This is a genomic window from Devosia sp. Root685 (assembly GCF_001427875.1).
Taxonomy (GTDB): Bacteria; Pseudomonadota; Alphaproteobacteria; order Rhizobiales; family Devosiaceae; genus Devosia.
Map to the genome: position 1 here is coordinate 164,717 of NZ_LMHK01000002.1, position 26,699 is coordinate 191,415.

Sequence of the window (26,699 nt, forward strand, 5' to 3'; positions counted from 1 at the left end):
ATGTCCACGCGGAACCCCGAATCCCGCAGCGCCCCGCCTCAAGGTCCGAGCATCATCTCGGATTATCACCTATTGCCGGGCGTCCCCGACGAGATGATCGACTCCAGCGGCGCCCTGCGCCCCGGTTGGGATCGGCTCATGTCGGCCTTCGATGCGCTGGGCTCGACCGAACTGGCGGCCCGCTTCGAGCGCGCAGATCAATACCTCCGCGATGCCGGCGTCTTCTATCGCAAATATGACGGGGCCGAAGGCAAGGAGCGCGCCTGGCCGCTCGCCCATATTCCCCTGCTCATCGACGAAACCCAATGGCTGACCATTTCCAAGGGCCTCGTGCAGCGCGCCGAACTGCTGGAAAACATCGTCGCCGATATCTACGGCGACAATCGACTGGTTCAGGAAGGTCTTTTGCCGCCTGAACTGGTAGCGCAGAACAACGAATTCCTGCGCCCCCTCGTCGGCGTCAAACCCGCCAGCGGCCACTTCCTGCACTTCTGCGCCTTCGAACTCGGCCGCGGGCCAGACGGCGCCTGGTGGGTTTTGGGCGATCGCATGCAGGCCCCCTCCGGCGCCGGCTTCGCACTTGAAAACCGCGTCGCCACCACGCGCGCACTCTCTGACGTCTATGGCGAGATGAACATCCATCGCCTCGCCGGCTTCTTCCGCGACTTCCGCGATCATCTCTTCGTGCAAGCCAAGCGCGATGGTGGCCGCGTCGGCATTTTGACACCCGGCCAGCTCAACGAAACCTATTTTGAGCACGCCTATATCGCCCGCTATCTCGGCCTCATGCTGCTCGAAGGTGAGGACCTCGTTGCTGAAGACGGCCAGGTCATGGTGCGCACCGTCGCCGGCCTAAAACCCGTCAGCGTCCTCTGGCGTCGCATGGATGCGAGCTTCGTCGATCCGCTCGAGCTGCGTTACGACAGCCGCATCGGCACGCCAGGCATGGTCGAGGCGGTCCGCTCGGGCTCGATTTCCATGATCAATGCCCTCGGCACCGGCATTCTCGAAACCCGCGCCCTCGCCGCCTTCATGCCCCGGCTCTGCAAACACCTGCTTGGCACCGGCCTCGAACTGCCCGAGATCGCCACCTGGTGGTGCGGTCAGGCCGCCGAGCGCGAATATGTGCTCGACAACTTCGACGACCTGATGATCGGGCCGGCCTTCGCTACCACCCTGCCCTTCGACGACCTGCGCGGCACCGCGCTGGGCGCCAGCATGACACCGGCGCAGAAGGCCCAGCTTAGGGATCGCATCGCCAGCCACGGCCGCGACTATGTCGGCCAGGAGCCGGTACGCCTCTCGACAGCGCCCGTTTACACCGAGGGAAAGCTCGAACCGCGCCCCATTACCCTGCGCGTCTTTGCGGCGCGCACCGAACACGGCTGGAGCATCATGCCCGGCGGTTTTGCCCGCGTCGGCTCGACCCCGGACACGACCGCGCTCACCATGCAGCACGGCGGACAGGCCGCCGACGTTTGGGTCGTATCATCCAACCCGGTCGAGCAGGTGTCGCTCCTGCCGCAAGACGGGGATAGGCTCGTCCGCAACTCACCCGGCAGCCTGCCGAGCCGCGCCGCCGACAACCTCGTCTGGCTGGGCCGCTATGCGGAACGCTGTGAAGCAACGGTCCGTATCCTCCGCGCCTACAATGCGCGCCTTGCAGAACTGTCCAAGCCGGACCTGCCGATCCTCACCCATTGCGCTGAATTCCTCGATTCCATCGATGTCGACGCCACCGAGGCCATGCCGCAGGGCCTGCTGATCTCGATCGACAGCGCCGTCCATAGCGCCGGGCAGATTCGCGACCGCTTCTCGCCAGATGGCTGGCTGGCGCTCAACGACCTGCAAAAGACCGCACAGCGCTTTGCAACGCGCATTCGCACCGGCGACGACGCAACCCGCGCCATGACGGTGCTATTGCGCAAATTGGCCGGCTTTTCCGGTCTCGTGCATGAAAACATGTATCGCTTTGCCGGCTGGCGCTTCCTCGAAATCGGCCGTCGTCTAGAACGCGCCATCCAGATCGCCCGCATCACCGGCTGGTTGACCGGCGACGACGCGCCGGATGGTTCGCTCGAAATGCTGCTCGAAATCGGCGATAGTGTCATGTCCCATCGCCGCCGCTATTCGGTGACCGCGGGCACGCAAAGCGCCATCGACCTGCTGGTGCTCGACCCCCTCAATCCGCGTTCTGTGCTGTTCCAGCTCACCGAACTGCTCACCCAGCTTGAAACCTTGCCCGGCGGCATTCGCGATGGCCAACTCTCGGTCGTCGCCAAAGCCGCGCTGCAATTGCAGACCCGCCTTATCACCGCCGAGCCCGAAACCATGACGCCGGACAAGCTCGACGATATTTCGAGCGAGATCGGCCTCCTCGCCAGCCTCATCGCCGCACACTATTTTACCTGAACCATGCTGTACGATGTCCGCCTGACACTGAGCTATGATTACGATGCGCCGGTTCACGGCGGACGCCACCATATCCGTGTCGCCCCGACCACTGTTCCAGGCGTGCAGCGGGTTATCGCCTCATCGCTCTCTTTCTCGCCAAAGCCGCATCGCCTCACGAGTTTCGTCGACTTCTTCGGCAACACGGTCAGCGACGTCACTTTCGTAGAGCCACACGACAAACTCGAAGTCCGGCTGACGGCACGGGTTCAGGTGGACGAACTCGCCAATTCGGCCGACCTCTCCACCTCGCTTGATCAACTTGGCCTCGAAGTCGCACGCTATTGGTCGATCGAGGCCGATAGCCCGCAGCATTTTCTGGCTGCTTCGCCGCGCGTACAGATTGTGCCAGCGATCACCGAATATGCCGAAAGCCAGACTGCGGATGCCGAAACCGTCCTCGCCAAGGCCATGGCGCTCTGCCTCGCCATTCATAGGGACTTTGAGTACGATCCCAAGGCCACCGACGTCGAAACCAAGCCGGCGGAGGCCTTCACCCTCAAGAAGGGCGTGTGCCAGGATTTTGCCCATGTAATGGTCGCAGGCCTTCGCGGCATGGGCATTCCGGCAGGCTATGTCTCGGGCTTTCTCCGCACCATTCCACCTGCCGGCCAGACCCGGCTCGAAGGCGCCGACGCCATGCATGCCTGGGTGCGCGTCTGGTGTGGCGCGCATACGGGTTGGGTCGAGTTCGATCCCACCAACGCCATGATTGCCGGTAGCGACCACATCTCCATCGGCCACGGCCGCGACTATGCCGATATTTCCCCAATCGTTGGTGTGCTGCGCACGCACGGCTCGCATGAAACGCGCCAGTCCGTTGACGTCATAAAAGTCGAATAACGACGTCGCCTCATCTTCTGGAACTAAATCTTCGTCTCTCCGTTTCTTTGTCATGCCGCCCGCGACGGGCAAATTGACTGAGAACTCCGCCACTTGCGGAGAGTTGGAGGCACAGATGACGCAGGCTGAAATCAGAGCCCTCGAACAAGCAGGTCGCTCCACTGCAGTGTGGTCGAACGAGGTCTACGACAACTCCCCCCATTTCGGCGACGTTGCCCGCGCGCTCTTCCCCGCTGCGCTGATCCTTGCGACAGCCGCCGCGCTGCTTGTGGCCCTGCTCTAGTCAATCTCCCGCGCCGACCGACAAAAAAGAAAACAACATTCGGCCTGCCTCAAACCGAGGCTTCAGGGCCAGGTAAAGAGTCGAGGTAATTCATGACGCTCGGTACAATTCTCATCATCATCCTCATTCTGCTGCTGATCGGCGCCTTGCCAAGCTGGGGTTACTCCCGCGGCTTCGGCTATTTCCCGTCCGGCATTCTGGGGGTTGTTCTCGTCGTGGTGCTGATCCTTGTCCTGATGGGACGCGTTTAGCATCGCCTCAAAAAGGCACGCGCTCCCAAGCGTTTCGTGCCCTCGCGAACCGACAGACGCCCCCCTTTCGGTTCGCCTCCTCGCCCCGATGCACCCTGTGCGTCGGGGCCTTCTCTTTCGTTCAGGCTCGGGCGGAACCGCTCGCGAGCTGACGCGTTTTGCGCTTACCAAACAGGAGTGTACCCATGGCTTCGACGACTGATATGGCCCCCACCACGCCCCGCAAAAGCAGCAGTGCCGGCACGCGCAGGCCGGCGGCCCGCTCGCGTGAGCAGGAACTTGAGGCGCAGGTCTCCCAGCTGCAGTCCGATCTGAAATCCATCACCGAGACCCTTCGCAAGCTGACAGGCGAAAAAGCCAACGAAGTGCGCGATATCGCTGGGGCTGAGCTGCGCCACCTCAAGCGCCGCGGCCAGCACATGGTGGAAGAAGCGCAGGATCAGGCCGGCGAATACGAACAGCAGCTCAAGGATACGATCCGGGAAAAACCTCTGACGGCGGTCGCCACCGCTCTTGGCGTTGGTTTCGTACTGGCCCTGCTGACGCGCTGATGCTTGGCCTCTTGATGCCACTCGCGGGACTCCTCGGCCTTGAGGTCGAGGGGCTCAGCCACCGCATAAAAGGCCTTGCCGTCGTCTATGCGCTAATCCTCACCAGCGCGGTGCTTGGTGTCGGCTTCCTCATCGCTGCGGGCTTTATAGCGCTAAGCGCAATCGCAGGACCTTTGAATGCCACGCTGATCTTTGCGGCCGGCTTTCTCGCCATTGCGCTGGCCGTTTACATCGGCCTCGCGATCAGCGAAAGCAATCGCCGCAAGCGGCTGGCGGCACGCCGACGCTCCAGCGATACCGGAGCTTTCCTCACGACGGCAGCGCTAACCGCTCTACCGCTGCTCACACGCTCGCCCATGCTGTTGAAGCTTGGCATTCCCGCCGCGGCTTTGGCAGCTCTGGCTTTGCTGCGGGACAAGGACAACGATGACTCGTGACGGCCTCCGCCACGAGTTCTAAACGTCTTTCGCCGGAAAAATGACCGACAGCGCCTGCGGCAGGATGGTGAGCTCGACATCGCGTTCCAACTCGATCAGCTCTCCGTCGATCACCGCATGAACTTCCCGCTTCCGCTTGGGAAAATGCAGGACGAGGTTCTCGCTTTCCAGTTCGGTGACCAGCGGATTGGCGCGCCAGCGTCCCACGAGCACATCGACCATGAGGCTGATGAGCTCGCCCGTCGTGACAGTGTCCGCAAAATATACCCCAAGCCGCCCGGTATCGAGCCGCTGCGCAACCGGCACCGGACCGTCGTCGAGCGGATTGTTGGACACAGCGATGCCCGAGACAGTTCGCTTCTGGCGACCTGAATCATCTTCGAATTCGACCTCGAAACGGGGCGGGTTGAGCGCCGCCGCGATGATGGCACGCAGGCTCGCCAGCATTTTTCCCACGCGGCTGCGGTAGACCATGCCATTGCGGATCCGCACCAGCCGCGCGTGAATCCCCACGCCAAACTGATGGACGAAGGGCCGATTATTCGCCATCGCCAGATCAACCTTACCCACTGTGCCCTTTGCCACGGCGTGAAGCGCCTTGCGGATGTCGGGCGGCACGCCAAGCGCGCGGGCAAAAAGGTTCATCGTGCCGGCAGGCAATATACCGAGCACTTTGCCGGTGCGATGGGCGATCGCGGCCGCCGAGGAAATAGTGCCATCCCCACCGGCGGCAACTATCGCCTCGATATCAGGGTCGGCAGAAAATTTCTCGATCGTCGCCAGGACGTCGCTGCCGCCCACAATATGGCACTGCAATTCGTGCCCGGCCTCGGCAAAGACCGCCACCGCTTCTGCGCAGAACGCTTCGAGATCCATGGTGCGCAAGGTGCCGCTATCGCGATTGAGGATTGCGGCCACACGCATGTGGTTTACTCCATGGCCGGCTGGTTGGTTGGAGCCGGTGTTCGGTCGAGCGCGGGCAAGGAGACAGAGATGGTGACGCCCTCTCCCGGTACACTTACATAGACAGGCTCGCCGCCGAATTGGCTCGAAAGCTGCCGGATGATAACGGAACCAAGTCCACCTTCATCCTGTCCTTCCGGCAACCCGACGCCATTGTCTGACACTTTCAGCGTCGGCACGCCCGCCTCATCGCGAAACAGGACAACTTCAACGCGGCCGCTGCGACCATCGGGAAAACCATGCTTGAGCGCATTGGTCACGAACTCGCCGACCAGAATGCCGAGTGTCGTCGCGTCGCGCGCTGAAACTTCGATGCTCTCGATCTTGCCCTCGATGGCGATGCGCCCGGAATCGGTCTGGGTCAGCGCAATGTCTTCAAGAACAGCGCTCAAAAACTCCTCGGCGCTCGCCGATTCCATGTCATCACCCAGACGCAGGCGACGATGCGCCGAAGCGATCGCATGCACGCGCAACCGGGCCGCTTCGAGCGCCGTGCGCACCTCCGCAGACCGGGTGCGCATAAGTTGCAGCGCCAGCAGCGACGACACCGTCGCCAGCGAATTGCCGATCCGGTGGCTGGTGTCCTGGAGCAACGCTTCGACCCGCTGCCGTTCGCGCTCGGCATGCGCCCGCGCCTCCTCGATAGCCCGCGTGCGCTCGACAATCTCGGCTTCCAGCGCTTCATTCTGATTGATCAGGCCGCGATGACGCTGGACCATGGCGCTGACCTGTTTCTGCGTACGGGCCATGAGTGCATAGGCAAGACACACGGCCGCCGCGAGTGCCACGATGATCGTTCCCACCAGCCAGACGCGAGAGCGGTCTATCCCCTCATTGCGCAGCACGAGCTTCTGGTTTTCTTCGGCGATGAAGGCTTCGAACGTGTCGCGAACATCGCTCATCAGCCGGGCACCCATGCCCGTCTCGATCAGGCTCTGCGCTTCTTCCTGACGCGCGGTGGCCACCAGTTCTATCGTGCGAGCCATTTCGGCCATTCTGCCGGCAATGTCTCCGGTGATAGAACGCATACGTTCGGCCTGGGCCGCATCATCCGCCGTCATGTCCAGCAATGCTTTGACATAGGCATCAACGCGTGCGGCTGCCGCATGATAGGGCTCAAGCAATTTCGCATCGCGCGTCAGCATATAGCCGCGCTGGCTGGCTTCAGCCTGGCTCATGACATTGACGAGTTCCCGCGCGGTATCGCGAACCGCATAGGTATCGGTGATATCCCGAAGCTGCCGATCCATGCCCTGCATGAGCAGCAGCGAGACAACTGCGGCGAGGCAAACGAGCACCAGCGAAACCCAAATGGCAATGCGTCTTGCCGTCCGCCGTCCTAGAACTGACGTCTGGGAGCCCGCCACTCGCTGTGCCACCACGCTCATCCACACCGTCTCTTTCCGACTCTTGCCAAAAGCCCGACGGCCCTTATCGTATGTCTTCCGCTTGCCATGTCGCAATGGCAGCAATGAGGCCTGCGGCCTATATGAGCGGGCGCATCCGCTCCTTGGGCTTCTCCCAGTCGGCAAGCGCGCGCAAGCCCTCCGCATCGACGATCTCGCAACTCCGGTCGAGCCACTGGATAAGGCCCTTCTCCGCCAGTTTGCGAAGCGTCTTGTTGGTGTGGACGATCGACAGGCCCAGCGTATCCGCCACGTGCTGCTGCGTGACCGGAATATGGAGAGACTTGTCGGAAATTCTTCCCAGAGACTCGCCCCGGCTATGCAGAAAAGCCAGCAGATAGGCCGCGCGCTCGACCGCTGTTCTCCGCCCCAGACTCAGAAGGTGCTCATCGAGCATCCGCTCTTCCTGCGCCGCGATCCAGGTCACGTCGAAGCCGAGGCCCGGATATCCCTCGAAGAGGGTGTCAAGCTTGTCGCGCTGAAAGACGCAGAGCACCATGGTCGTGAGCGCCTCCACCGAGTGCTCCATCTCCCCCATGATCGACCCCTGCAGTCCCAACAGGTCTCCGGGCAGCAGATAATTGAGAATCTGCCGCCGTCCATCCGGCAGGGTTTTGAAGCGAAAGGCCCAGCCCGACAGCACCGTATAAAGATGAGGACTGTGGTTGCCTTCGGAAAGAATTGCCGAGCCTGCTTCCGCGACCAGTTCACCCCGCTTGAAGGATGAGACGAAGCGCAATTCCTGGTCGGTGAAATCGCGAAAACCGGAAAGGTCTCGCAGCGGACATTGCTCGCACGGCACGCGCCGGCCAGTGCTGGGAAAAACGAGGCTCAATGAGGGAATCCCGGGCGATTTTCAGGTAGGTGGCAGCTTAACTCCCCACCGCCAAACCCGTTCCACCACATGTCTTTTTTAAATGACGCCCCCCTTGGGAACGCCCACAAGCGGCCTATCTTACCACGGATAGGTGACATGCTTTCTGGCCGAACGGTGCTGATTGTCGAGGCTCAATACCTCGTCGCCCTTGACCTGCAGCACACCCTGGACCAACTGGGGCCCGGCAAGGTCGTCATCGCCCTTAATCCCGGCCACGCTCGCGAGCTCGCCAAAGATTGGGTCAATTGCGACCTCGCCATCGTCGAAGTCGAACGGGAACTGCCCGAACACATTGCCCTCATCGGCGAACTGCTGCGCAAGGGCATTCCGGTTATCGGACTGACCGCCGATTCCGGCCTGCAGCGGCACTTGAACTGGTTTGCCGGAACCCCGATCCTGCTCAAGCCCGCACCTTCCGAGCGCACACTGGCCGTGCTCGCCAGCCTCTTTGCGTCTCAGAAGGAGTGATTGGTCGTCGTCACCTGCGTCGACAACGCGTCGGGGCCATAATCGGACTCGCCGCTGACCTTGAGCATTTCCTGGAGACGCGAACGGGCGCGACTGACGCGACTCTTCATGGTGCCGACCGCACAATCGCAAATCTCCGCGGCTTCTTCATAGGAGAAGCCCGAAGCGCCGATAAGAATAACGGCTTCGCGTTGATCGTCCGGCAGTTCAGCGAGGGCTTTCTTGAAATCCTCGAGATCCATGGCGCCATATTGGGATGGGTGCACGGAAAGGCGCTCGGTGAAAGCACCGTCGCTGTCCTGCACTTCCCTTCCGCGCTTGCGCATCTGGCTATAGAATTCATTACGCAGGATCGTGAAGAGCCAGGCCTTGATATTCGTGCCCATTTCAAAGCTCGACTGCTTCGCCCAAGCCTTCATCACCGTGTCCTGCACAAGGTCATCCGCCTTGTCGTGCTTGCCCGTCAACGAAACGGCAAAAGCTCGCAAGCTTGGAAGCGTAGACAGCATTTCTCGTTTGAACGAGGGAGTTTCGGTCGCCATGCGATCAATCCCCGCTCTGCGATGTCTGCCCAGCCTGGTCTCGCTCGGCATTATCAAGCTTTTCCAGCAAGTCGAGGAGCTGGTCAGGAACCCCCTCCTCCTGCACGGCTCCATAAAGAGCCCGCAACCGCGAACCAATATCCGATGTTGGACCCAGTCCGTCATCCGGCTGAGGCCGCATGCGCTGCTGGTTCGCAAAATTATCTTTCGTCATACCCGAACTCTAGCTTCCCGGAGCTTTCCGCTACCGATGAGAAATTCCGTTCATCAAAAAAAGTTCCAGGCCGGCGGAACTTTTCTTTCTCGCCGCGATTTAACTGTCACGTGAAGTCACGATCTCAAGCGTCACTGGAGTTTCCTACATGTCATTGTCCACGCGGATCGCGCCGCACCTGCCATACCTCCGGCGTTTTTCCCGGGCGGTTACCGGGTCGCAGACGTCTGGCGACGCCTATGTCGCAGCCACGCTGGAAGCATTGATTGCCGACATTTCCCTCTTCCCGGAGGCATCGAGCGATCGCATTGCATTGTATAAGCTCTTTTCCGCGCTGTTCACCTCGTCTTCGGTCGATATTCCCTCGCCCACGTCGAGCTTTGCCTGGGAACAGCGCGCCGCTCGGAACCTTGCCAGCCTGTCGCCCCGCCCACGTCAGGCCTTTCTGCTGGTGGCTGTCGAAGGCTTCACCCACGCCCAGGCCGCCGAAGTGCTCGATGTCAGCGACGCGGAGTTCGCCAGGTTCCTCGACGAAGCCTCGCATGAAATCTCGCGTCAGGTCGCAACCGAAATCATGATCATCGAAGACGAACCGCTGATCGCGATGGATATCGAGCAGATGGTGGAAAGCCTTGGCCATAAGGTGGTCAGCATCGCCCGCACCCATGCCGAGGCGATCAAGCTTTTCAACCAGACCAATCCGCGCATGATTCTGGCTGATATTCAGCTTGCCGATGGCAGCTCTGGCATTGATGCGGTCAACGACATCCTCAATACCCATTCGGTGCCGGTGATCTTCATCACCGCCTTCCCCGAACGCCTTCTTACAGGCGAACGTCCGGAGCCGACCTTCCTCGTGACGAAGCCTTTCAATCCCGATATGGTCAAGGCGTTGATCAGCCAGGCGCTGTTCTTCGAAGATGGCTCCCGCGCTGCGGCGTAACCTCCATCCTCCCATGCAAACTCAAAAGCCGGCTATGCCGGCTTTTTTGTTGCCTTCAGGAACTTGCGAACGCGGCCAACGTTTATTTGGCAAGACAACACCATGGAGGCACCCATGCTTTACTATGCCCTCGTCTTTCTCGTTATTGCGCTGATCGCAGGCGTCCTCGGATTCGGCGGCATCGCTGGCGCCTCCGCCGGCATCGCGCAGATCCTGTTCTTCCTGTTCCTGGCGTTCCTCGTGGTTTCGCTGGTCATCGGCCTCTTCCGCCGGACCTAGAACCACCGATAAGTGGAAACGAAAAGGCGGCCCCATTGGCCGCCTTTTTCATGGCCCGGGGAACAGGTCGCTCGTTTTGCCGGTCCAGTAATAAATCAGGAGCCCCACCCACTCCTTGATCGCCGCCGTGCTCACATTGACATTCTGCACAGGGTTGGCGATGTCAAAACCAAAACTCTGCGGCCCTGGCGTCCGGTAGTCGGTCGGCCACGGAACGACTGAAAGTCCGGCTTTCTCGAAAATCCCAACCGACCTCGGCATGTGAAATGCCGATGTAACGAGAACCACGGTCCCCTCGCCGCTCTCGCCCAACAGGTCCTTGGTGTTGGCGACATTCTCGTCGGTGTTGCGTGACTCTGCTTCGAGCACTAGCCGATCTCGATCGATGCCGAAAGCGAGGAAGAAACGCTCTGCCGTCCTCGCCTCTGCTTCCCCGTCGTCCGTCAAAGCCCCACCGCCGCCGCTGAGGAAGATTTTTGCGGATGGATATTTCTGCGCCAGCCAAAGCGTCGTCGTCAGTCTGTCGCCCGCGTCATTGAGTTCGGCGATCTGCCGGGCGGAACTGGGCCGCTCCAGCGTCGCACCACCGAGCATGATGATGGCGTCAACCGTCTGCGGCGGCGAGGCCGGCACCGCAAAGCGATCTTCAAGCGGCTGCATGACGAGATAGCCCAGATTCGTGAAGCTTACGGCTCCATGGATCAAAAGCCCCGCAGCCAGCGCAGCCAATGCCGGCCTTTTCCTGCCCCAGAATAGCGCCGCAACGGCACCCAGCATCAGCAGGAAGACCATGCTGAGCGGTTGCGCCAGCAACCAGAAAATCTTTGACACCAGAAAGAACATGCGTGTTTCCCGTCAGCTTGCGCGATTGCTTGTGCCTCCATTCGCTCTTCCGGCCAAGCGCCCTGGGCACTATCGCTTTTTCCCCTTGCTATCTGCCCCTCATTTGCTTTTGTTGGAGGCGGTCAAAATTGCCAGCCTCAAAAAAAGGCAATTGCCGTTCAGGAACACCCGACAGGCGGGTGACATGGTGAGCATGCACGAAGCTAGGCCCGCACGGGCGGGAACATCGCCGGTCGTAGAATTGCGCGATTTACACAAGTCCTTCGGCACGCTGGAAGTCCTCAGGGGCATTTCCTTTTCCGCCCGCGAAGGCGAGGTTATTTCGCTGATCGGCTCTTCGGGCTCCGGTAAGTCGACGCTTTTGCGCTGCATCAACATGCTCGAAGTGCCTGACGGCGGCGATGTGCTGATCGATGGCGAACCAATCAAGCTGCGCGGCAAGGGCCAGGACCGGCACGTGGCCGACGAAGCCCAGCTCCGCCGCATCCGGTCCGAACTCGGCATGGTGTTCCAGTCGTTCAACCTCTGGGCCCATATGACGGTTCTCGAAAACGTCATGGAGGCCCCGCTCGTCGTGCAAGGCCGCCAGCGCGCCGAGGTAGAAGCCGAAGCCCGGGCCATGCTCGACAAGGTCGGCATTGGTTCAAAGACCGACGCCTATCCATCCCAGCTTTCCGGAGGCCAGCAGCAGCGCGCCGCCATCGCCCGCGCCCTCTGCATCAATCCGCGCGTCATGCTCTTCGACGAACCGACCTCCGCGCTCGATCCCGAACTCGAAGCCGAAGTCCTGCGGGTCATCAAGGTTCTGGCCGACGAAGGCCGCTCCATGGTGCTGGTGACCCATGACATGGAGTTTGCCCGCTCGGTGTCGGACAAGGTCATTTTCCTCCACCAAGGCCAGATCGAGGAGGAAGGCACCCCGGACGAGGTGTTCGGTTCCACCAAATCGGCCCGCCTCAAACAATTCCTCAATGCCGCCAGCCACAGCTGGCGGCCCTACCAGACCCGGACAACCGGGCAGACATGCGACGTCAAACGCAACGGAGACAATATGAAGAAGCTTATGCTGGCAGCGATTGCCACCCTCGCCCTCGGCGGTTCGGCTATGGCGCAGGAAACCGTGCGCATCGCCACCGAAGGCGCCTACGCCCCCTGGAACTTCCTCGATGATAGCGGCAAGCCCGCCGGGTACGAAATCGATCTTGCGCAGGCCGTCTGTGCAAAGGCCGAACTCACCTGCGAATTCATCGTCAATGATTGGGACTCTATCATCCCGAACCTACTCGCCGGCAACTACGACGCCATCATGGCCGGCATGTCGATCACCGAGGAACGTCTGCAGACGATCAATTTCAGCGACGAATACTTCCCGCCCGATCCGTCGCGCTACGTGGCGCTGGCCGGTGCCAATATCAATTTCGAGCCTCTCTCGGGCGCGCGTATCGGCGTACAGGGCGGCACCATTCAAGCCGGATATGCCGAAGCGAATCTGGCCAAAGACAATACGGTTGTTTCCTTCACCACCGCCGATCAGGCCGTGGCGGACCTTTCGGCCGGCAATCTCGACGCCATCTTCGCCGATGGCGCCTATGTCGATCCGATTGTCAGCGCCTCCAGCGGCGCGATCGAATATACCGGCCCCGAAATCATGATCGGCGAGGGCATGGCCATTGGCCTGCGTAAGGACGACGCCGAATTGACCGCAAAGCTCAACGACGCCATCACCGCCCTCAAGGCCGATGGCACTGTCGATGGTCTCATTGCCAAGTGGTTCGATGGCCGCGGCCCCTACTACGCTGAATAAGAAGGCGGCGAATGAGGGGCCTCGCGCCCCTCGTTCACCCACGGAGCTATGCAGGGCCCATGACCGACGACATCGCCTTCTGGCTTAGCTACCTGACAAACGGCAAGCATCTGGCCTGGTATGCCAGCTTCCAGTTCACCATCTTCGCGGCTCTGATGGGTGGCGCGCTGGCCGTTGTCTTCGGCCTCTTCGGCGCAACAATGAAGAATTCGCGCTTCCTGCCATTGCGGCTTATCGGCACGATTTACTCTTCCATCGTGCGCGGTGTGCCGGACGTCCTCTTCTTTCTCTTTTTCCCGCTGGCCTTCGAGCAAGGCGTCGAATGGCTGGTCGCCAGCCAGATCTGTACGCCGGAAGCCATCGCCGCCCAGACGGCCGCCTGGCCGCCCTGCAAGGAAGCCAACTGGTTTTTAGGCACCCCCGAATATCTGATGCTGGCCAGCGTCTCGCTCGGCCTCGTCTACGGCGCCTTCGCCACCAATGTCATTCATGGCGCCCTGCGGTCCGTGCCCAATGGTCAGCTGGAAGCCGCCCGCGCCTTCGGCATGTCGCCCGGGCAGGTGCTCTGGCGCATTCAGATCCGGCAGATGTGGGTCTATGCTCTGCCCGGCCTCTCCAATGTCTGGATGCTGATCGTCAAGGCGACCTCGCTGCTCTCACTGTTGCAGATCGCCGACATCGTCCTCTGGGCCGATCGCCTCGGTGCACCAAATTTCCTGCCGGCCGTGGGTCTCGTGCACGAGGACTGGCGCTGGCGCTATTATCTCGTGCTCTTCGTCTTCTACATCCTCGTCACCTGGCTCTCCGAGCGCGCCTTCGAGGCGATCATGCGCCGGGCCGGCAAGGGCATTCTGAACGAGGCGCGCGTCTGATGCAGCCCTTCCTCAATGATCTCGCCCTGATGTCGCAGGCAGTCCTGTTCAACATCTACTTTGCCGCGGCCTCGATCCCGATCGGCTTCGTGCTGGCCGTCTTCCTTGCCCTCGGCAAGGCTTCGCCCAACCCAATCATCAATCGCCTCTCACGCGGCTATATCTACGCCTTCCGCGGCTCGCCGCTCTTCATCCAGTTCTTCATGTTCTATTCCATGGCCCTCTCGCTCAATATCGCGGTGTGGAAGCCACTTGGGATTTCCGGCTTCGTGCTTCACCCGCTGTTTATCGGCCCCTTGGTGCTGGTGCTGAACACTGCCGCCTATACCGGCGAAATCTTCTACGGCGCCCTCCGCGCCGTGCCGCGTGGCGAAGTGGAAGCCGCCCGCGCCTATGGCATGTCAGCCAGCCAGCAGTTTCGCCGCGTCACCTGGCCCAATCTCATCCGCCTCGCCTGGCCGGCTTACACCAATGAAGTGGTCTTTCTTTTTCACGCTACCGCAATCGTCTATTTCGCCTTGCCCGTCGTCGGTGCGCAGGCCGACCTGATGATCACGGCAAAAACCCTGTTCGAGCGGGACTACAATGCCTTCCTCCACTTCTCAGTGGCGGCGCTCTATTTCCTCGCGGTGTCGCTGGTGGTTTTTTTCCTCTTCGGCCTCGTCTATCGGCGCCTGATGCGCCACCTGCCGGCCCCGCCGCGCATGCGCTTCCGGCCAAAATGGATGCGCTGAAAGGATCGAAATGAAGATCATCGCCGACCTCTGCATCGTCCCCATGGGCGTGGGGCCTTCCGTCTCCGCCTATATCAGGGAAGTCCGCGACATCCTCGCCGGCACCGGCCTCACCCATGAAATACATGCCAACGGCACCAATATCGAAGGCGACATGAGCGCGGTCAGCGCCGCCGTCGAAGCCTGCTGCGAGCGCCTCCATGAACTGGGCGTCGAGCGCATTTTCTGCACCATGCATTTCTCGACCCGCACCGACAAACCTCAGACCATGGCCGACAAGCTCGCCCGTCTCGTCTGAGATGCTACCTGCTCGAAGATTGACCTGTGCCAACGAGGGCCATCGCGGCGCGTACCCTTTCGGCATCGAGCGGTTTGGCGATCACCCCATCGGCCCCGGCTCCGAGTGCCTTGCGGCGCTCGCCCAGCATAGCGATCATCAGCACGGGGATGCGGCTCGTCTCGGGGTCGGCCCTGAGCGCTGCAAGCAGATCCCAGCCATCAAAGCCCGGCATCAAAACATTGAGAAAAATGGCGCTCGGCCGCATTGACCGGGCGATCTGCAATGCTGATTGCGACGCCCCGGTCAGGATCGGTACATAGCCATCCCCGATCAGCAATTTTTCCGCCACATCAAGACCATTCTGGTCGTCATCGACGACCAGAATGCGCATGGGATCGTCTCTTTCGTTTGGCTCGACCCTGCTGGTTTCAACTGACCTGAGTGAGGCCACAGCCCGCTGCATCGCCGCCCGAACACCCATTCAACATACCCTTCCCGAATCGTCGGGGCGAGTATGAGCGTTGCTTGTTCACGCGCCGTGAACCCGATCGTTACAATCCGACCTTTCCATGCTCCAGCGCCGTCATCACGCCGCGCAATTCAGCCAGACCCTTCATGCGGCCAATAGTCGGATAGCCCGGTTGTGCCCGGCGCCCGAGATCATCGAGAATGTCCTGACCGTGGTCGGGACGCATGGGAATGACCCAGTCTTTCCGTCCCTCGGCCTTGCGACGCCGCTCCTCGCGGATGATGGCGGCGATCAACGCCACCATGTCAGTATCCCCACCCAGATGCTCGGCCTCATAAAAGGACCCGACAACATCGTCATTGTCCCGCTTCACATTCCGCAGATGCAGGAAGTGCACCTTGGGCCCGAAGCGCTCCATCATCCCCGGCAGGTCATTGTCCGGGCGCGCGCCGAGAGAACCCGAGCACAGCGTCATGCCATTGCTTGGGCTGTCGACCGCATCAAGGATGAACTTGTAATCCGCCTCTGTCGACATGACCCGCGGCAGGCCGAGGAGGGCAAACGGCGGGTCATCAGGATGGCAGCAAAAGCGCAGGCCAAGCTTTTCCGCTTCCGGCACGATCTCTTCGAGGAAATCGACAAAGTGCTTCCGCAACTGATCACGGCTGATGGCGCCATATTCATCGAGATGCGCCTGCACATCTTCGAGCGACATGGACTCCGTCGACCCCGGCAGGCCCATGGTCACATTACGGCCAAGCTGCTTCTTCTCGTCCTCGCTCATCGCCGCCACCCGGCGCCCTGCCTCGTCGGCAATTGCATTGGTGTAGTCGGCAGCAGCGCCCGGACGCTTCAGGATATAGATATCGAAGGCGGCGAAATCGTTGATATCGAAGCGCATGCACGAACCGCCATTGGGCACGGTCCAGCGCAGATCGGTGCGCGTCCAGTCGAGCACCGGCATGAAATTGTAGCAGATCACTTCCATGCCGCTCTCGGCGAGGTTGCGCATGGAAATCTTGTAATTGGCAATGTGCTCGCGCCAGTTGCCCTTCTGCTTCTTGATGTCCTCGCTGACCGGCAGGCTTTCCACCACGTCCCAGGTCAGGCCCGAAGCCGTGCCGTCCTTGCGGGTGGCGATTTCCTTGTAGCGCTTGGCGATCTCTTCAGACGTCCAGACAACGCCATTGGGCACATGGTGCAGCGCACTGACGACGCCGGCGGCACCGACCTGCGTGATATCGTCGATGCTGCAAAGGTCCTTGGGGCCGAACCATCGCCAGGTCTGTCGCAAGTCGAAACTCCATTCTTGTATGGTAGATCGGTACTAGCACGTTTCGCGCGCCAGAACCCTAGTCATTAGCCAGCTTTATGAGGGTTTCCACATGGCAAGGCGTACCCTCGCGGCACCAGCATGCGAGGTTCTTGCCCTTGAGCACGGTGCGTATCTTTTCAAGCGGTGGCCGGGGCCGGTCGGCTTCGATCTCGCCGCGCATCCAGCGCGCATGCCGCACCACGGCCTCGACTTGCGCGGCCGCCCGATCGAGCCCGGTTTCTTCGGCGACGGCATCGATGGTGAAGGGATTTCCCCAAGGCCCCGGCCGCGCCACAGACTGCGCCGGCAATCCGTTGAGCGCATGGGAAATTGCCTGCAAATCGAAGCCGGCTCGCCGCGACAAGACGATCCGAGCGGGTCTCATTTTCGCATTTCCCGGTCGAAGACGAACTTGGGCATTTCCCATTTGAACATGATGGACAGCACGCGCAGCGGCAGGCCGACACCCAGCGCCACCAGAACCATAAGGTCCGAGGGCAACCCCGCCTTGTTGCCGAGATAGTAGACCACGCCCGTCACGATCGAGACGGTCGCATAGAGCTCGCCACGAAAGACGAGCGGCACGTCGTTGCACAGCACGTCGCGCATGATGCCACCCACGATCCCCGTCACCATGCCCGCCACGATGACGATGATCGGATGCTCCATCGTTTCCATGGCAATATTGCAGCCGACGATCGTGAAGACCACCAGGCCCAGTGCATCGAGCAGCAGGAATGGCCATCGTAGCCGGTGGACCACCCGAGCCGCGGCGATGGTGAGAAGGGCCGCACAGCAGCACAGAACCAGAATATATGGGTTGTGCACCCAATAGAGCGGGTAGTGGTCCAGAAACACGTCGCGCGCCGTGCCGCCGCCCAGCGCCGTGATACAGGCGATCAGGCAGACGCCGAACCAGTCCATGTTGCGCCGACCGGCGGCGAGGGCCGCCGACATCGCATCGGCCGTGATGGCGACATAGAACATGATGGTCAGCATGGAAGAATCCTGGCGGCTGGTCGAAACCGGGTTGTCGCCGCCACGTTACAGAAGCACCACTGGCCGTCCAGACCTGAGAAGGATTTGTCCCATGCGCCAGCCGAAAACCGTCCGCGCCCTCGAAGCCTTCGGCCGCGTGCGCCTCTCCGAAAGCTTCTTTATGCGCGATTTTCTCTATTCCGAAATCGCCGTCATCAATGGCTTCCAAAACCTGCCGGACGATCCCGACCTCGCCATCGCCGCCGGCAAGCGCCTCTGCGAAGATCTGCTCGAACCCTTGCAGGCAAAATTCGGACGCATCTCCGTCCGCTCGTCCTACCGCTCGCCCGAGGTCAATCACTTTGGCAACGTCAACAAGCTGAACTGCGGGAGCAATGACAGCAATTTTGCCGGCCATATCTGGGACCGCCGCGACGATAGGGGCCGCATGGGCGCCACCGCCTGCGTCATCGTCAACCGCTTCATCCCTTACTATGAGCGGACCAGCGACTGGGAAGCCATGGCCTGGTGGGTGCACGATCACTTGCCCTATTCCGATATGGAATTTTTCCCCAAATTCGCGGCGTTCAACCTGCAATGGCAGGAAGACCCGGAACGCAGCATTTATAGTTTCATTCCACCCCGCCGCGGCCGCCTCACCGAGCCGGGGAAGCCCAATTGGGCGGGCCGGCATGACGAGGCTTATGCGGCGATGCTCGACGAAATCGGCCGAGTTCAGCACTGTGGCTCCCTGCCCCCCCTCCCAACCTCCCCCATCAAGGGGGAGGTGCCGCATGGAGTTTGAGGCTTGATCGAGCCAACTCCTCTGAACCAACACCTCCCCCTTGATGGGGGAGGCTGGGAGGGGGTGACGGCAAGCGCAGTGGTCTACAGAAAATCCGCCCGATGCGGCGTAAACACATCTACCAGCCGCCCCTTCTCCAGCGCCACGACACCATGCACAAGGCCCGACGGTACGATAAAACTGCCGCCCTGCCCCACCACCTGCACCTTACCGTCGATGGTCACCTCAAAGCTCCCCTCCGCCACATAACTCACCTGTATATGCGGATGGCTATGGAGCGCGCCGACGGCACCCTTGTCGAAGCCGAACTCGACCTGCATGACCTCGGGCGTGTAGATCAGCACGCGGCGCGTATTGCCCGGCGCCAGTTCGGTCCATTCGGTTTCGTTGGGTTGGGCGAAAAACTTCTGTTCAGTCATGAGATCACCTCGCGAGCCAGCCGCCATCAACGGGGATGACAGCGCCATGCATGTAGTTGGAAGCGGGGGCGAGAAGGAACACCGCTGCATCGCCGATATCGGACGGCACACCCCAGCGCCCCGCCGGAATGCGCCCGAGAATGGACGTCGAACGATCGGGGTCGTTGCGCAACGCCTCGGTATTGTTGGTCTCGATGTATCCGGGCGCCACGGCATTCACATTGATGCCCTTGGTTGCCCACTCATTGGCAAGGAGCCGCGTAATACCAAGCACCCCACTCTTGGAAGCCGTATAACTCGCCACGCGAATGCCGCCCTGAAAGCTCAGCATCGAAGCGATATTAACGATCCGCGCCGGCCGATTGGCCGCGATGGCCTTGCGACCCAGCGACTGGGCGAGGAAGAACATCGTCTTGAGATTGATGTCCATCACCTGATCCCAATCGGCCTCGGTGAAATCAACCGCGTCGACGCGCTTGATAATCCCCGCATTGTTGACGAGACCATCAATCGGGCCATGCTGGTCCCAGGCTCTGTCGAACATGGCTTGTGCTTCCTTGGTCGAGCCGAGATCGGCCCGCACCTCAGTAAAGTCAGCACCCTGCCCCGCCATCAACGACGCCGTCTCTTCCATCGACGAGCGGCCGACGCCGATCACCTTGCCGCCCGCCCGGCCGATGGACAGGGCAATACCCTGCCCGATGCCGGTATTGGCGCCGGTGACCATCACGGTCTTGCCCGAAAGGCTGAATGCGCTGGGGTTCATCAGCGCAGGTCCTCCATCGGTACCTTCTCGGCGTCCGTATAATCGATATTGTCGCCGGCCATGGCCCAGATGAACGTATACGAGCCCGTCCCGGCGCCTGCGTGGATGGACCAGGGTGGCGAGAGAATGGCTTGCTCGTTGCGGACGATCATGTGCCTGGTCTCATCCGGCTCGCCCATCAGGTGCACGACGAAGGCGTCGGGCTTGAGGTCGAAATAGAGATAGGCCTCCATACGCCGGTCATGCACATGCGCCGGCATCGTGTTCCACACGGAACCCGGGGCGAACTGGGTCAGGCCCACCACCAGCTGGCAGCTCTTGAGGCTGTTCGTGTACTGGTAGATCGACCGCTCGTTGGCAGTTTCGGCGCTGCCCATATCGAGTCGCTTCGCCCCCGATTGCTGTAGGAGCGTGGTTGGATGAGAGGCGTGAGCCGGAGCGCTCAGCAGATAGAATTTTGCGCCAGCGCCCGAGAAACGCACGTCCTTCGAACCCATGCCGACATAAAGCATGTCGCGCGGCCCGACAGCATGGTCAGTCCCATCCACCGAAACCGTGCCAGCCTCGCCGATATTGACGGCGATCAACTCGCGGCGATCGAGGAAGTTGGCCGTGCCTGTCGGCTTGATGGCTTCGAGCACCAGCTCGCCCGACAATGGCACCGCGCCGCCAACCGCCATGCGGTCATAGTGCGTGTAGGTCCAGCGCACCGCGCCATCGGCAAACAGGTCGTCGATCAGAAAGTTTTCGCGGAGTTCCGCTGTGCCCATTCCGGCAGCGCCGGCAGGGTCGATCGCGAAGCGGATATCAAATTCGGTGCTCATTTCTACTCCGGAATAATCAAAGAAATCAGTGTTCGCTGCCCTGCTCGGCGAGGCGCGCGCGATAGCGCTCCTGGCTGCGCGAAAGGTGATCGCGCATCGCTTCGCGCGCGCCATCGGCATTCTGCGCCGATATGGCGAGCATGATGCGCTTGTGCTCTTCGTGCAGGCCCGCCTGATAGTCGTAGGTCAGCACGCTCTCCGTGCCCCAGGGCGAAGCCACGTCGCACGGAATGGTCCGGCTCCCCAATGCGTCGAGCACTTCCATATAAAAGGGATTATTGGTCGCCGCCGCGATGGCGCGATGAAAGGCGAAATCAGTCTTGCCCGTGGGATTGCCAGACTTCAACAACCGCCCGAACTCGTTCCAGGCCTCCTGGATAGCCGCCTCCTGGCTATTGCTGCGCCGCAGCGCAGCAAGGCCGGCGGATTCGATCTCGATCCCCATGCGGACTTCGAGCACGTTGAGCGCCACCGAAATCTTGTTGGATGTCTCCCCACCGATCGAGGTGAAAGCGCTGGCCGCATTGGCCATCACGAACACCCCCGCCCCCTGCCGCGGCTGCACGGTGCCGTCGGCGGCAAGCGCGGCGATAGCCTCGCGCACCACTGTGCGACTGACGCCAAAGTGCACCGTCAGCTGGCTTTCGGTCGGCAGTTTCTCGCCCGGCCCGAACTCGCCCGCACCGATGCGCTTGCGCAGCGCATCGACGACCATTTCGGCGAGTTTGGGCTTTCGGGCCGGTGGGGCGAAATCGACGAGAGACATGGCGTTTTACCGGAAGAGGCTCGGCAACCAGAGCGAGAGTGCCGGGATATAGGTGACAAGGCCCAAGACGATGAGACCGGCGGTATAGAACGGCCAGACACTTCTCATCGCTTCCCACACCGTAATCTTGCCCACGGCCGCAGCAACGAATTGCACGGGGCCCAGGGGCGGCGTGTTGAGGCCGATACCGAGGTTGAGGATCATGATCACGCCAAAATGCACGGGGTCGACGCCGAAGGCACTCACCATGGGCAAGAAGATCGGTGTGGTGATGACGATCAGCGGCCCCATATCCATGAACGTCCCAAGGAGCAGCAACATGACGTTGATCAGCAACAGCACCATCAAGGGATCGCTGGTGAGGTTCGAAATTGCCTCGGTCAGGATCGGCGCGACCTTAAGATAAGCCATCAGCCAACCGAAAGCGGCCGCAGCCCCGATGATGAACAGCACCATCGAAGTGGTCCGAACCGCGCCGGTCACGCAATGCACGAACTCCTTGAAACTCAGCGAGCGGTAGATCAGGAGCGTAACCAGCAGCGCATAAAGCACCGCAATGCAGGAGCTTTCCGTCGCCGTGAAAATACCCGAACGCACCCCGCCGAAGATGATGACGATCAGCATCAGGCCGGGAATGGAAATCAGGAAATACTGGAAGGCCTTGGAAAAGCCCGGAAATGGTTCGGTGGGATAGCCGCGCTTCACCGCGACAATATAGGCCGTGATGCTGAGCGCCAGCGCCAACAACAGGCCTGGAATGATGCCGGCCGTGAAAAGATCGGCGATGGAAATGCGCCCGCCACCAGAGAGCGAATAGATGATCATGTTATGGCTGGGCGGCAGCAGCAGCGCGATCAACGCCGCCATCGAGGTCACATTGACAGCATAATCGGCGCCATAGCCGCGCGCCTTCATCTGCGGGATCATGATGCCGCCAACGGCTGCGGCTTCGGCCACGGCCGAACCGGAAATACCGCCGAATAGCGTCGAGGCAGCCACATTGACCTGGCCCAGACCACCACGCACATGGCCGATAAGCGAGCCGGCAAACTGGATGATACGCGCAGCGATACCGCCGCGCATCATCAGATCGCCGGCGAAAATGAAGAAGGGAATGGCCAGCAGCGTGAAGGCCGAAACGCCCGAATTGAGCTGCTGGAACACCACGATAGCCGGACGGCCGATATAGACGACGGTCGCAAAGCTGGCGATGCCGAGGCAGAAGGCGATGGGCGTCCCCACCAGCATGAGCGCCGTGAAGACGCCGAAAAGAATCCAGTATTCCATATTGTCCTCAGTCCGCCGTCATCGCGGCATCGGTCTCGACGTCGTCCACATTCTCACCCGCCAGACGCAGCAGAATGCGCTCGAGCGAGAACAGACACATCAGGACACCGGAAATCACGATCGGAAGATAGGTGAAGGTTTGCGGCAGGCCGACGACCGGAATGCGCACGGTCCAGCCGCGCATAGCCAGTTCACCGCCATAAAACACCATGCCCGCGGCAAAGGCGAAAATGGCAAGATCGCTGGTTGCCCGCAGCCACGGCTTGGCGCCAGGCGGCAAGACATAGAGCAACACATCAAAGCCCATATGGAAATTCTCCCGCACGCCAACGGCGGCGCCGAGGAAAATGAACCAGCTCATGATCATGATCGACGCCGCTTCAGTCCAGGGCGGCGAGGAATTGACGATGAAGCGCATATAGATCTGAAAGGCGACGATAGCCGTCATCGCCACAAGGCCGAAGCCGGCGATCCAGAGGGAGCCAGTCGATAGCGCGCTTAACGCGGCGCCAATTTTAAGAAGCCGGTCTCTCATTGAGAATTCTCCTCGACGAAGAGCCGGGCCGGCTCGAAAGCCGGCCCGGTTTACATCAGCCTTCGGTGGCCTGGATGCGCGCGACCAGATCCTGCAGGGCCGGATCGGTGACGTACTTTTCGTAGACCGGCTTCATCGCTTCGATGAAGGGGGCCTTGTCGAGGGTATTGATGGTGGCGCCGAGCGCTTCCACCTTGGCCTTGGATTCAACTTCCTTGGCAGCCCAGAATTCGCGCTGGATAGCGACGGATTCCTTGGCAGCTTCGCGGAAGAGAGCCTGGTCTTCAGGGGTCAGGCCATTCCAGACAACCTTGGAAATCACCAGAACTTCGGGCACCATCAGGTGCTCGTCGAGCGAGTAGAACTTCGCGACCTCGGCGTGGCCGGCAGTGTCATAGCTCGGATAGTTGTTCTCAGCGCCTTCGATAACGCCGGTCTGGATGGCGGAGTAAACTTCGCCATAGGGCATCGGCGTCGCATTGGCGCCGAGGGCACCGACCATGTCGACGAAAATGTCCGACTGCATCACGCGGAATTTAAGGCCCGCCATGTCAGCCGGCGAATTGATCGGCTTTTCGCTGTTGTAGAACGAGCGGGCGCCGCCGTCATAAAAGGCAAGAGCTACGACATCGACCGCGTCGAATGCCGCCAGGATTTCCTCGCCGATCGGGCCATCGAGCACATTGTGGAAGTGCTCGGCCGAACGGAAGATATAGGGTAGCTGGGTGACCGTGGCTTCCGGCACCTGGGTGCCGAAGGCGCCGATCGAAATGCGGTTCATATCGATCACGCCGAACTGGGTCTGCTCGATCGTGTCGGCTTCCTGGCCAAGCTGGGCCGAGTGGAACACGTCCACCGAATAGCGGCCATCGGTCTTGGCGCTCAGCAATTCGCCGAACTTCTTGACCGCTTCGACGGTCGGGTAGCCATCGGGATGGGTGTCCGACGAGCGCAACACCGTCTGGGCGCTGGCAGCCGAAAGCATAAGCGAAGTCGCGATGACGGCCACAGCCGCCATCTTTGGCAAATGAAACATTGGTGTCCTCCCAAAATCCAACATGGCGGCTCCTCCACGAACCGCACATGCTTGGCCGATCCAGTCAGCCGGTGGACGCCGCCTCTTGCATGAGCCAGCGCCATGATGGAAACTGGTATGGAAGAACAAATAACAAGTCAACATACAATTCACCGGATGTTATATGATGACCTTCGGGAAACAAAGAAGGCGCCGCGGTTGGCGGCGCCTTTGCAGCAGTAGACCTCATCCTGAGGCGCGAAGCGTAGCGTAGCCTCGAAGGGCGAGGTCGTGCCCCGATGCTTCAGGGCCACGCCCTCGTGGTTCGAGGCCTTGCTTGCGCAAAGCACCTCACCACGAGGGCTACTGGGGCCTAGATGTGGATCGCCCCATCGCCCAACGCGAGCGCGGCTTCGCGCACGGCTTCCGACAGCGTCGGATGTGCATGCGTGGTCCGCGCCAGATCTTCGGCGGCGCCGGAGAATTCCATCAGCGTCACCAGCTCGTGGATCATCTCGCCGGCATTCTTGCCCACGATATGCGCCCCAAGCACCCGGTCGGTTTCGACGTCCGCGAGAATCTTCACAAAGCCCTGCGTCGCCAGCATCGCCTTGGCGCGACCATTGGCGGTGAAGGGGAATTTGCCGATCTTGTAGTTGATGCCGGCCGCCTTGAGTTCGTCCTCCGTCTTGCCGACGGAGGCAACTTCGGGATTGGTGTAAACGACCGACGGAATGGCGGCGTAATTCACGTGACCGGCCTGGCCAGCCAGAATCTCGGCAACTGCAATGCCTTCATCCTCGGCCTTGTGCGCCAGCATCGGGCCGGCAATCACGTCGCCAATGGCGTAGATGCCATCGACCGAGGTCTTGTAGTGCCCATCGACATGCACGCGGCCGCGCTCGTCGAGCGCTACACCGGCGATCTCAAGGCCGAGGCCTTCGGTAAACGGTTTGCGACCGATGGCAACCAGCGCGACATCGGCGTCGAGCAGTTCGACTTCACCACCCTTGGCGGGCTCGACACGCACCTTGAGCGAGCCGTCTTCCTGCTTGTCGACGCCGGCGACCTTGCTCGAGAGCTTGAATTCCATGCCCTGCTTCTGCAGCATGCGCTGGAACTGGCGGGCCACTTCGCTGTCCATGCCCGGCAGGATGCGGTCGAGATATTCGACAACGGTGACCTGCGCACCAAGACGCGCCCAGACCGAGCCGAGCTCAAGCCCGATCACGCCGGCACCGATAACCAGCAGACGCGCCGGAACCTTATCGAGGGTCAATGCGCCAGTGGATGTGACGACGGTCTTCTCGTCGATCTCGATGCCCGGCAGATTGGTGGAAACCGAACCGGTGGCGATGACGATATTCTTGGTCAGGATTTCGGTCTGCGGACCCGACTGCGGCGTCACCAGCACCTTGCCGGCGGCCGGGATGGAACCGATGCCGCGGAATACGGTGATCTTGTTCTTCTTGAACAGGTAATCGACGCCGCCGACATTGGAAGCGACGACATCGGCCTTGTGGTTCATCATCTGCGGCAGGTTGAGAACCGGTGCCGGAATGTCGATACCCAAGGTCTTGAAACTGTGGCCGGCTTCTTCGAACAGCTCGGACGCGTGCAACAGGGCCTTGGAGGGAATGCAGCCGATATTGAGGCAGGTGCCGCCCAGCGTCGGCCACTTCTCGACCACGGCGACCTTGAGCCCGAGCTGTGCGGCGCGAATGGCGCCCACATAGCCGCCGGGGCCGGAGCCGATTACTACGAGGTCGAATTGGTCTGCCATGGTTTTCAAAGCCTCAGAAAAGTTTAGCGCTGCTGTGCCAGCGCGACGCGAACGGCCAACGCCAGGAATGTAATGCCGGTAACCCGATTAAACCACCGGCCGACTCGGAAAAAGCCCTGTCGCACCGAAGGGGTCGTAAAGAAAACCGACACCAATGCGAACCAGGCAAAAAGCATAAGGCTCATGCTGCCCACGTAGATAACTTTTATTTCGCCCGGCGTGTGAATGGAGACGAGCGAGGTAAAGAGCGCGAGGAAGAAGAGCACCGCTTTTGGATTGAGGAGGTTAGTCAGAAACCCCAGCGCGAATGCGGCCATGTCGCCGCGGCGGGCGCCCGCTGCGTCCATCTCGGCCGGCGGTTGCGGCGGCGGACTGCGCAGCGCGGCAATGGCCAACCAGACGAGATAGGCAACACCCAACCATTTGAGGATATTGAACAAAAGCAAGGACTGGCCGACGATCACGCCAACGCCGAGCAGCGTATAGGTGCCATGAACGAGGATCGAAGTCGCGATCCCCGCCGAGGTGAAGATCGCCGCGCGGCGGTTGTGCACCACCGACTGTCGCAGCACCATGGCGAAATCGGCGCCGGGGATAACCGCATTGATGCCGAAGGCCAGCATGAGGCCTAGAAATTCGAGCCAGGGGAAAGACATGATCGCACCACGCGAGGTTAAGCGCGGCAAGCGTTACACC

At 61.0% G+C, this 26,699-nt stretch carries 32 protein-coding genes and 2 pseudogenes; 15 read left to right on the forward strand and 19 right to left on the reverse strand.

Going from position 1 to position 26,699, the window contains the following annotated elements; genetic code table 11:
* The 6 genes from ASD83_RS09540 to ASD83_RS09560 all read left to right on the forward strand — a co-directional run bounded on the left by ASD83_RS09540 (position 1) and on the right by ASD83_RS09560 (position 4,816).
* Entirely contained in the window at positions 1-2,412 is a 2,412-nt protein-coding gene (locus tag ASD83_RS09540; protein ID WP_056310301.1) for a circularly permuted type 2 ATP-grasp protein, read from the forward strand.
* A gap of 3 nt (positions 2,413-2,415) precedes the next feature.
* Entirely contained in the window at positions 2,416-3,294 is an 879-nt protein-coding gene (locus ASD83_RS09545; RefSeq protein WP_056310303.1) for a transglutaminase family protein, read from the forward strand.
* 115 nt (positions 3,295-3,409) lie between these two features.
* Positions 3,410-3,577 (forward strand): hypothetical protein, encoded by a 168-nt coding sequence (locus ASD83_RS09550; protein ID WP_156385905.1) that lies wholly within the window; start codon positions 3,410-3,412, stop codon positions 3,575-3,577.
* Positions 3,578-3,669: 92 nt separating this feature from the next.
* Entirely contained in the window at positions 3,670-3,828 is a 159-nt protein-coding gene (locus ASD83_RS20630) for a DUF3309 family protein (RefSeq protein ID WP_082561091.1), read from the forward strand.
* A 185-nt stretch (positions 3,829-4,013) separates the two neighbouring features.
* A complete protein-coding gene (locus ASD83_RS09555; protein WP_056310307.1) occupies positions 4,014-4,379 on the forward strand; it encodes a DUF883 family protein in 366 nt (121 codons plus the stop codon).
* Positions 4,379-4,816 carry a hypothetical protein gene (locus ASD83_RS09560; RefSeq protein ID WP_056310309.1) on the forward strand — a complete coding sequence of 146 codons (438 nt, stop codon included), beginning with the start codon at positions 4,379-4,381 and terminating at the stop codon, positions 4,814-4,816. The genes ASD83_RS09555 and ASD83_RS09560 overlap by 1 nt, the downstream gene beginning before the upstream one ends.
* Before the next feature lie 18 nt (positions 4,817-4,834).
* On the opposite strand, the gene ASD83_RS09565 is transcribed toward ASD83_RS09560, so the two are convergent.
* The 3 genes from ASD83_RS09565 to ASD83_RS09575 all read right to left on the reverse strand — a co-directional run bounded on the left by ASD83_RS09565 (position 4,835) and on the right by ASD83_RS09575 (position 8,020).
* Complete coding sequence (locus ASD83_RS09565; RefSeq protein ID WP_056310311.1) at positions 4,835-5,740, reverse strand: diacylglycerol/lipid kinase family protein; 906 nt, start codon at positions 5,738-5,740, stop codon at positions 4,835-4,837.
* A gap of 5 nt (positions 5,741-5,745) precedes the next feature.
* Positions 5,746-7,167, reverse strand: coding sequence for a sensor histidine kinase (locus tag ASD83_RS09570; RefSeq protein ID WP_162249145.1), 1,422 nt, complete (start codon positions 7,165-7,167; stop codon positions 5,746-5,748).
* A 97-nt stretch (positions 7,168-7,264) separates the two neighbouring features.
* Positions 7,265-8,020, reverse strand: a complete 756-nt coding sequence (locus ASD83_RS09575; RefSeq protein ID WP_056310315.1) for a Crp/Fnr family transcriptional regulator — start codon at positions 8,018-8,020, stop codon at positions 7,265-7,267.
* Positions 8,021-8,158: 138 nt separating this feature from the next.
* Between ASD83_RS09575 and ASD83_RS09580 the strand changes: the two genes are divergently transcribed.
* Positions 8,159-8,530 (forward strand): response regulator, encoded by a 372-nt coding sequence (locus tag ASD83_RS09580; RefSeq protein WP_056310316.1) that lies wholly within the window; start codon positions 8,159-8,161, stop codon positions 8,528-8,530.
* Here the strand turns inward: ASD83_RS09580 and ASD83_RS09585 are convergent.
* Together ASD83_RS09585 and ASD83_RS09590 are read right to left on the reverse strand one after the other, a co-directional pair.
* Positions 8,518-9,072 carry an RNA polymerase sigma factor gene (locus ASD83_RS09585; RefSeq protein ID WP_056310318.1) on the reverse strand — a complete coding sequence of 185 codons (555 nt, stop codon included), beginning with the start codon at positions 9,070-9,072 and terminating at the stop codon, positions 8,518-8,520. The genes ASD83_RS09580 and ASD83_RS09585 overlap by 13 nt on opposite strands.
* Before the next feature lie 4 nt (positions 9,073-9,076).
* Positions 9,077-9,286, reverse strand: a complete 210-nt coding sequence (locus ASD83_RS09590; protein ID WP_056310320.1) for a NepR family anti-sigma factor — start codon at positions 9,284-9,286, stop codon at positions 9,077-9,079.
* A gap of 148 nt (positions 9,287-9,434) precedes the next feature.
* Here ASD83_RS09590 and ASD83_RS09595 point away from each other — a divergent pair, with 148 nt between their 5' ends.
* Together ASD83_RS09595 and ASD83_RS20635 are read left to right on the forward strand one after the other, a co-directional pair.
* Positions 9,435-10,229, forward strand: a complete 795-nt coding sequence (locus tag ASD83_RS09595) for a response regulator (protein WP_056310322.1) — start codon at positions 9,435-9,437, stop codon at positions 10,227-10,229.
* A 114-nt stretch (positions 10,230-10,343) separates the two neighbouring features.
* A complete protein-coding gene (locus tag ASD83_RS20635; RefSeq protein WP_035084044.1) occupies positions 10,344-10,508 on the forward strand; it encodes a DUF1328 domain-containing protein in 165 nt (54 codons plus the stop codon).
* 48 nt (positions 10,509-10,556) lie between these two features.
* Here ASD83_RS20635 and ASD83_RS09600 read toward each other — a convergent pair whose 3' ends face one another.
* Positions 10,557-11,351, reverse strand: a complete 795-nt coding sequence (locus tag ASD83_RS09600; protein WP_056310324.1) for a YdcF family protein — start codon at positions 11,349-11,351, stop codon at positions 10,557-10,559.
* Between the two features lie 193 nt (positions 11,352-11,544).
* Between ASD83_RS09600 and ASD83_RS09605 the strand changes: the two are divergent.
* The 5 genes and pseudogenes from ASD83_RS09605 to ASD83_RS09625 form a co-directional block, all read left to right on the forward strand.
* Positions 11,545-12,324: pseudogene (locus tag ASD83_RS09605) on the forward strand (ABC transporter ATP-binding protein); the annotation flags it as partial.
* 159 nt (positions 12,325-12,483) lie between these two features.
* Positions 12,484-13,155: pseudogene (locus tag ASD83_RS09610) on the forward strand (transporter substrate-binding domain-containing protein); the annotation flags it as partial.
* A 59-nt stretch (positions 13,156-13,214) separates the two neighbouring features.
* A complete protein-coding gene (locus tag ASD83_RS09615) occupies positions 13,215-14,027 on the forward strand; it encodes an ABC transporter permease subunit (RefSeq protein WP_056310326.1) in 813 nt (270 codons plus the stop codon).
* Positions 14,027-14,761 (forward strand): ABC transporter permease, encoded by a 735-nt coding sequence (locus ASD83_RS09620; protein ID WP_056310328.1) that lies wholly within the window; start codon positions 14,027-14,029, stop codon positions 14,759-14,761. Before ASD83_RS09615 ends, ASD83_RS09620 begins: the two co-directional genes overlap by 1 nt.
* 10 nt (positions 14,762-14,771) lie before the next feature.
* The gene (locus ASD83_RS09625) at positions 14,772-15,059 is read left to right on the forward strand and encodes an MTH1187 family thiamine-binding protein (protein WP_056310330.1); all 288 of its coding nucleotides are present in this window, start codon (positions 14,772-14,774) and stop codon (positions 15,057-15,059) included.
* A 4-nt stretch (positions 15,060-15,063) separates the two neighbouring features.
* Here the strand turns inward: ASD83_RS09625 and ASD83_RS09630 are convergent, their stop codons facing one another.
* The 4 genes from ASD83_RS09630 to ASD83_RS09645 all read right to left on the reverse strand — a co-directional run bounded on the left by ASD83_RS09630 (position 15,064) and on the right by ASD83_RS09645 (position 17,824).
* Positions 15,064-15,432, reverse strand: coding sequence for a response regulator (locus tag ASD83_RS09630; RefSeq protein WP_056310332.1), 369 nt, complete (start codon positions 15,430-15,432; stop codon positions 15,064-15,066).
* Between the two features lie 160 nt (positions 15,433-15,592).
* Positions 15,593-16,804: a mannonate dehydratase gene (uxuA, locus tag ASD83_RS09635; protein ID WP_056310334.1), complete on the reverse strand. Its 1,212-nt coding sequence runs from the start codon at positions 16,802-16,804 to the stop codon at positions 15,593-15,595.
* A 58-nt stretch (positions 16,805-16,862) separates the two neighbouring features.
* Positions 16,863-17,210: a DUF4326 domain-containing protein gene (locus ASD83_RS09640; protein ID WP_056310337.1), complete on the reverse strand. Its 348-nt coding sequence runs from the start codon at positions 17,208-17,210 to the stop codon at positions 16,863-16,865.
* The gene (locus ASD83_RS09645) at positions 17,207-17,824 is read right to left on the reverse strand and encodes a trimeric intracellular cation channel family protein (protein WP_056310339.1); all 618 of its coding nucleotides are present in this window, start codon (positions 17,822-17,824) and stop codon (positions 17,207-17,209) included. The genes ASD83_RS09640 and ASD83_RS09645 overlap by 4 nt, the downstream gene beginning before the upstream one ends.
* A gap of 91 nt (positions 17,825-17,915) precedes the next feature.
* On the opposite strand from ASD83_RS09645, the gene ASD83_RS09650 reads away from it, so the two are divergent.
* A complete protein-coding gene (locus ASD83_RS09650; protein WP_244489134.1) occupies positions 17,916-18,608 on the forward strand; it encodes a hypothetical protein in 693 nt (230 codons plus the stop codon).
* Positions 18,609-18,691: 83 nt separating this feature from the next.
* Here the strand turns inward: ASD83_RS09650 and ASD83_RS09655 are convergent, their stop codons facing one another.
* From ASD83_RS09655 to ASD83_RS09695, 9 genes are all read right to left on the reverse strand, one after another.
* Complete coding sequence (locus ASD83_RS09655) at positions 18,692-19,027, reverse strand: cupin domain-containing protein (RefSeq protein WP_056312267.1); 336 nt, start codon at positions 19,025-19,027, stop codon at positions 18,692-18,694.
* A 4-nt stretch (positions 19,028-19,031) separates the two neighbouring features.
* Entirely contained in the window at positions 19,032-19,796 is a 765-nt protein-coding gene (gene kduD, locus ASD83_RS09660; RefSeq protein ID WP_244489192.1) for a 2-dehydro-3-deoxy-D-gluconate 5-dehydrogenase KduD, read from the reverse strand.
* Positions 19,793-20,617: a 5-dehydro-4-deoxy-D-glucuronate isomerase gene (gene kduI / locus ASD83_RS09665; RefSeq protein ID WP_056310345.1), complete on the reverse strand. Its 825-nt coding sequence runs from the start codon at positions 20,615-20,617 to the stop codon at positions 19,793-19,795. Before kduI ends, kduD begins: the two co-directional genes overlap by 4 nt.
* Before the next feature lie 25 nt (positions 20,618-20,642).
* The gene (locus tag ASD83_RS09670) at positions 20,643-21,383 is read right to left on the reverse strand and encodes a FadR/GntR family transcriptional regulator (protein ID WP_056310347.1); all 741 of its coding nucleotides are present in this window, start codon (positions 21,381-21,383) and stop codon (positions 20,643-20,645) included.
* A gap of 6 nt (positions 21,384-21,389) precedes the next feature.
* Positions 21,390-22,670, reverse strand: coding sequence for a TRAP transporter large permease (locus tag ASD83_RS09675; protein WP_056310349.1), 1,281 nt, complete (start codon positions 22,668-22,670; stop codon positions 21,390-21,392).
* Between the two features lie 7 nt (positions 22,671-22,677).
* Positions 22,678-23,205: a TRAP transporter small permease gene (locus ASD83_RS09680; protein ID WP_056310351.1), complete on the reverse strand. Its 528-nt coding sequence runs from the start codon at positions 23,203-23,205 to the stop codon at positions 22,678-22,680.
* 55 nt (positions 23,206-23,260) lie between these two features.
* A complete protein-coding gene (locus ASD83_RS09685; RefSeq protein ID WP_056310354.1) occupies positions 23,261-24,241 on the reverse strand; it encodes a TRAP transporter substrate-binding protein in 981 nt (326 codons plus the stop codon).
* 352 nt (positions 24,242-24,593) lie between these two features.
* A complete protein-coding gene (gene lpdA, locus ASD83_RS09690; RefSeq protein WP_056310356.1) occupies positions 24,594-26,003 on the reverse strand; it encodes a dihydrolipoyl dehydrogenase in 1,410 nt (469 codons plus the stop codon).
* 23 nt (positions 26,004-26,026) lie between these two features.
* Positions 26,027-26,659, reverse strand: a complete 633-nt coding sequence (locus ASD83_RS09695) for a LysE family translocator (RefSeq protein ID WP_056310358.1) — start codon at positions 26,657-26,659, stop codon at positions 26,027-26,029.
* Positions 26,660-26,699: the final 40 nt, after the last annotated feature.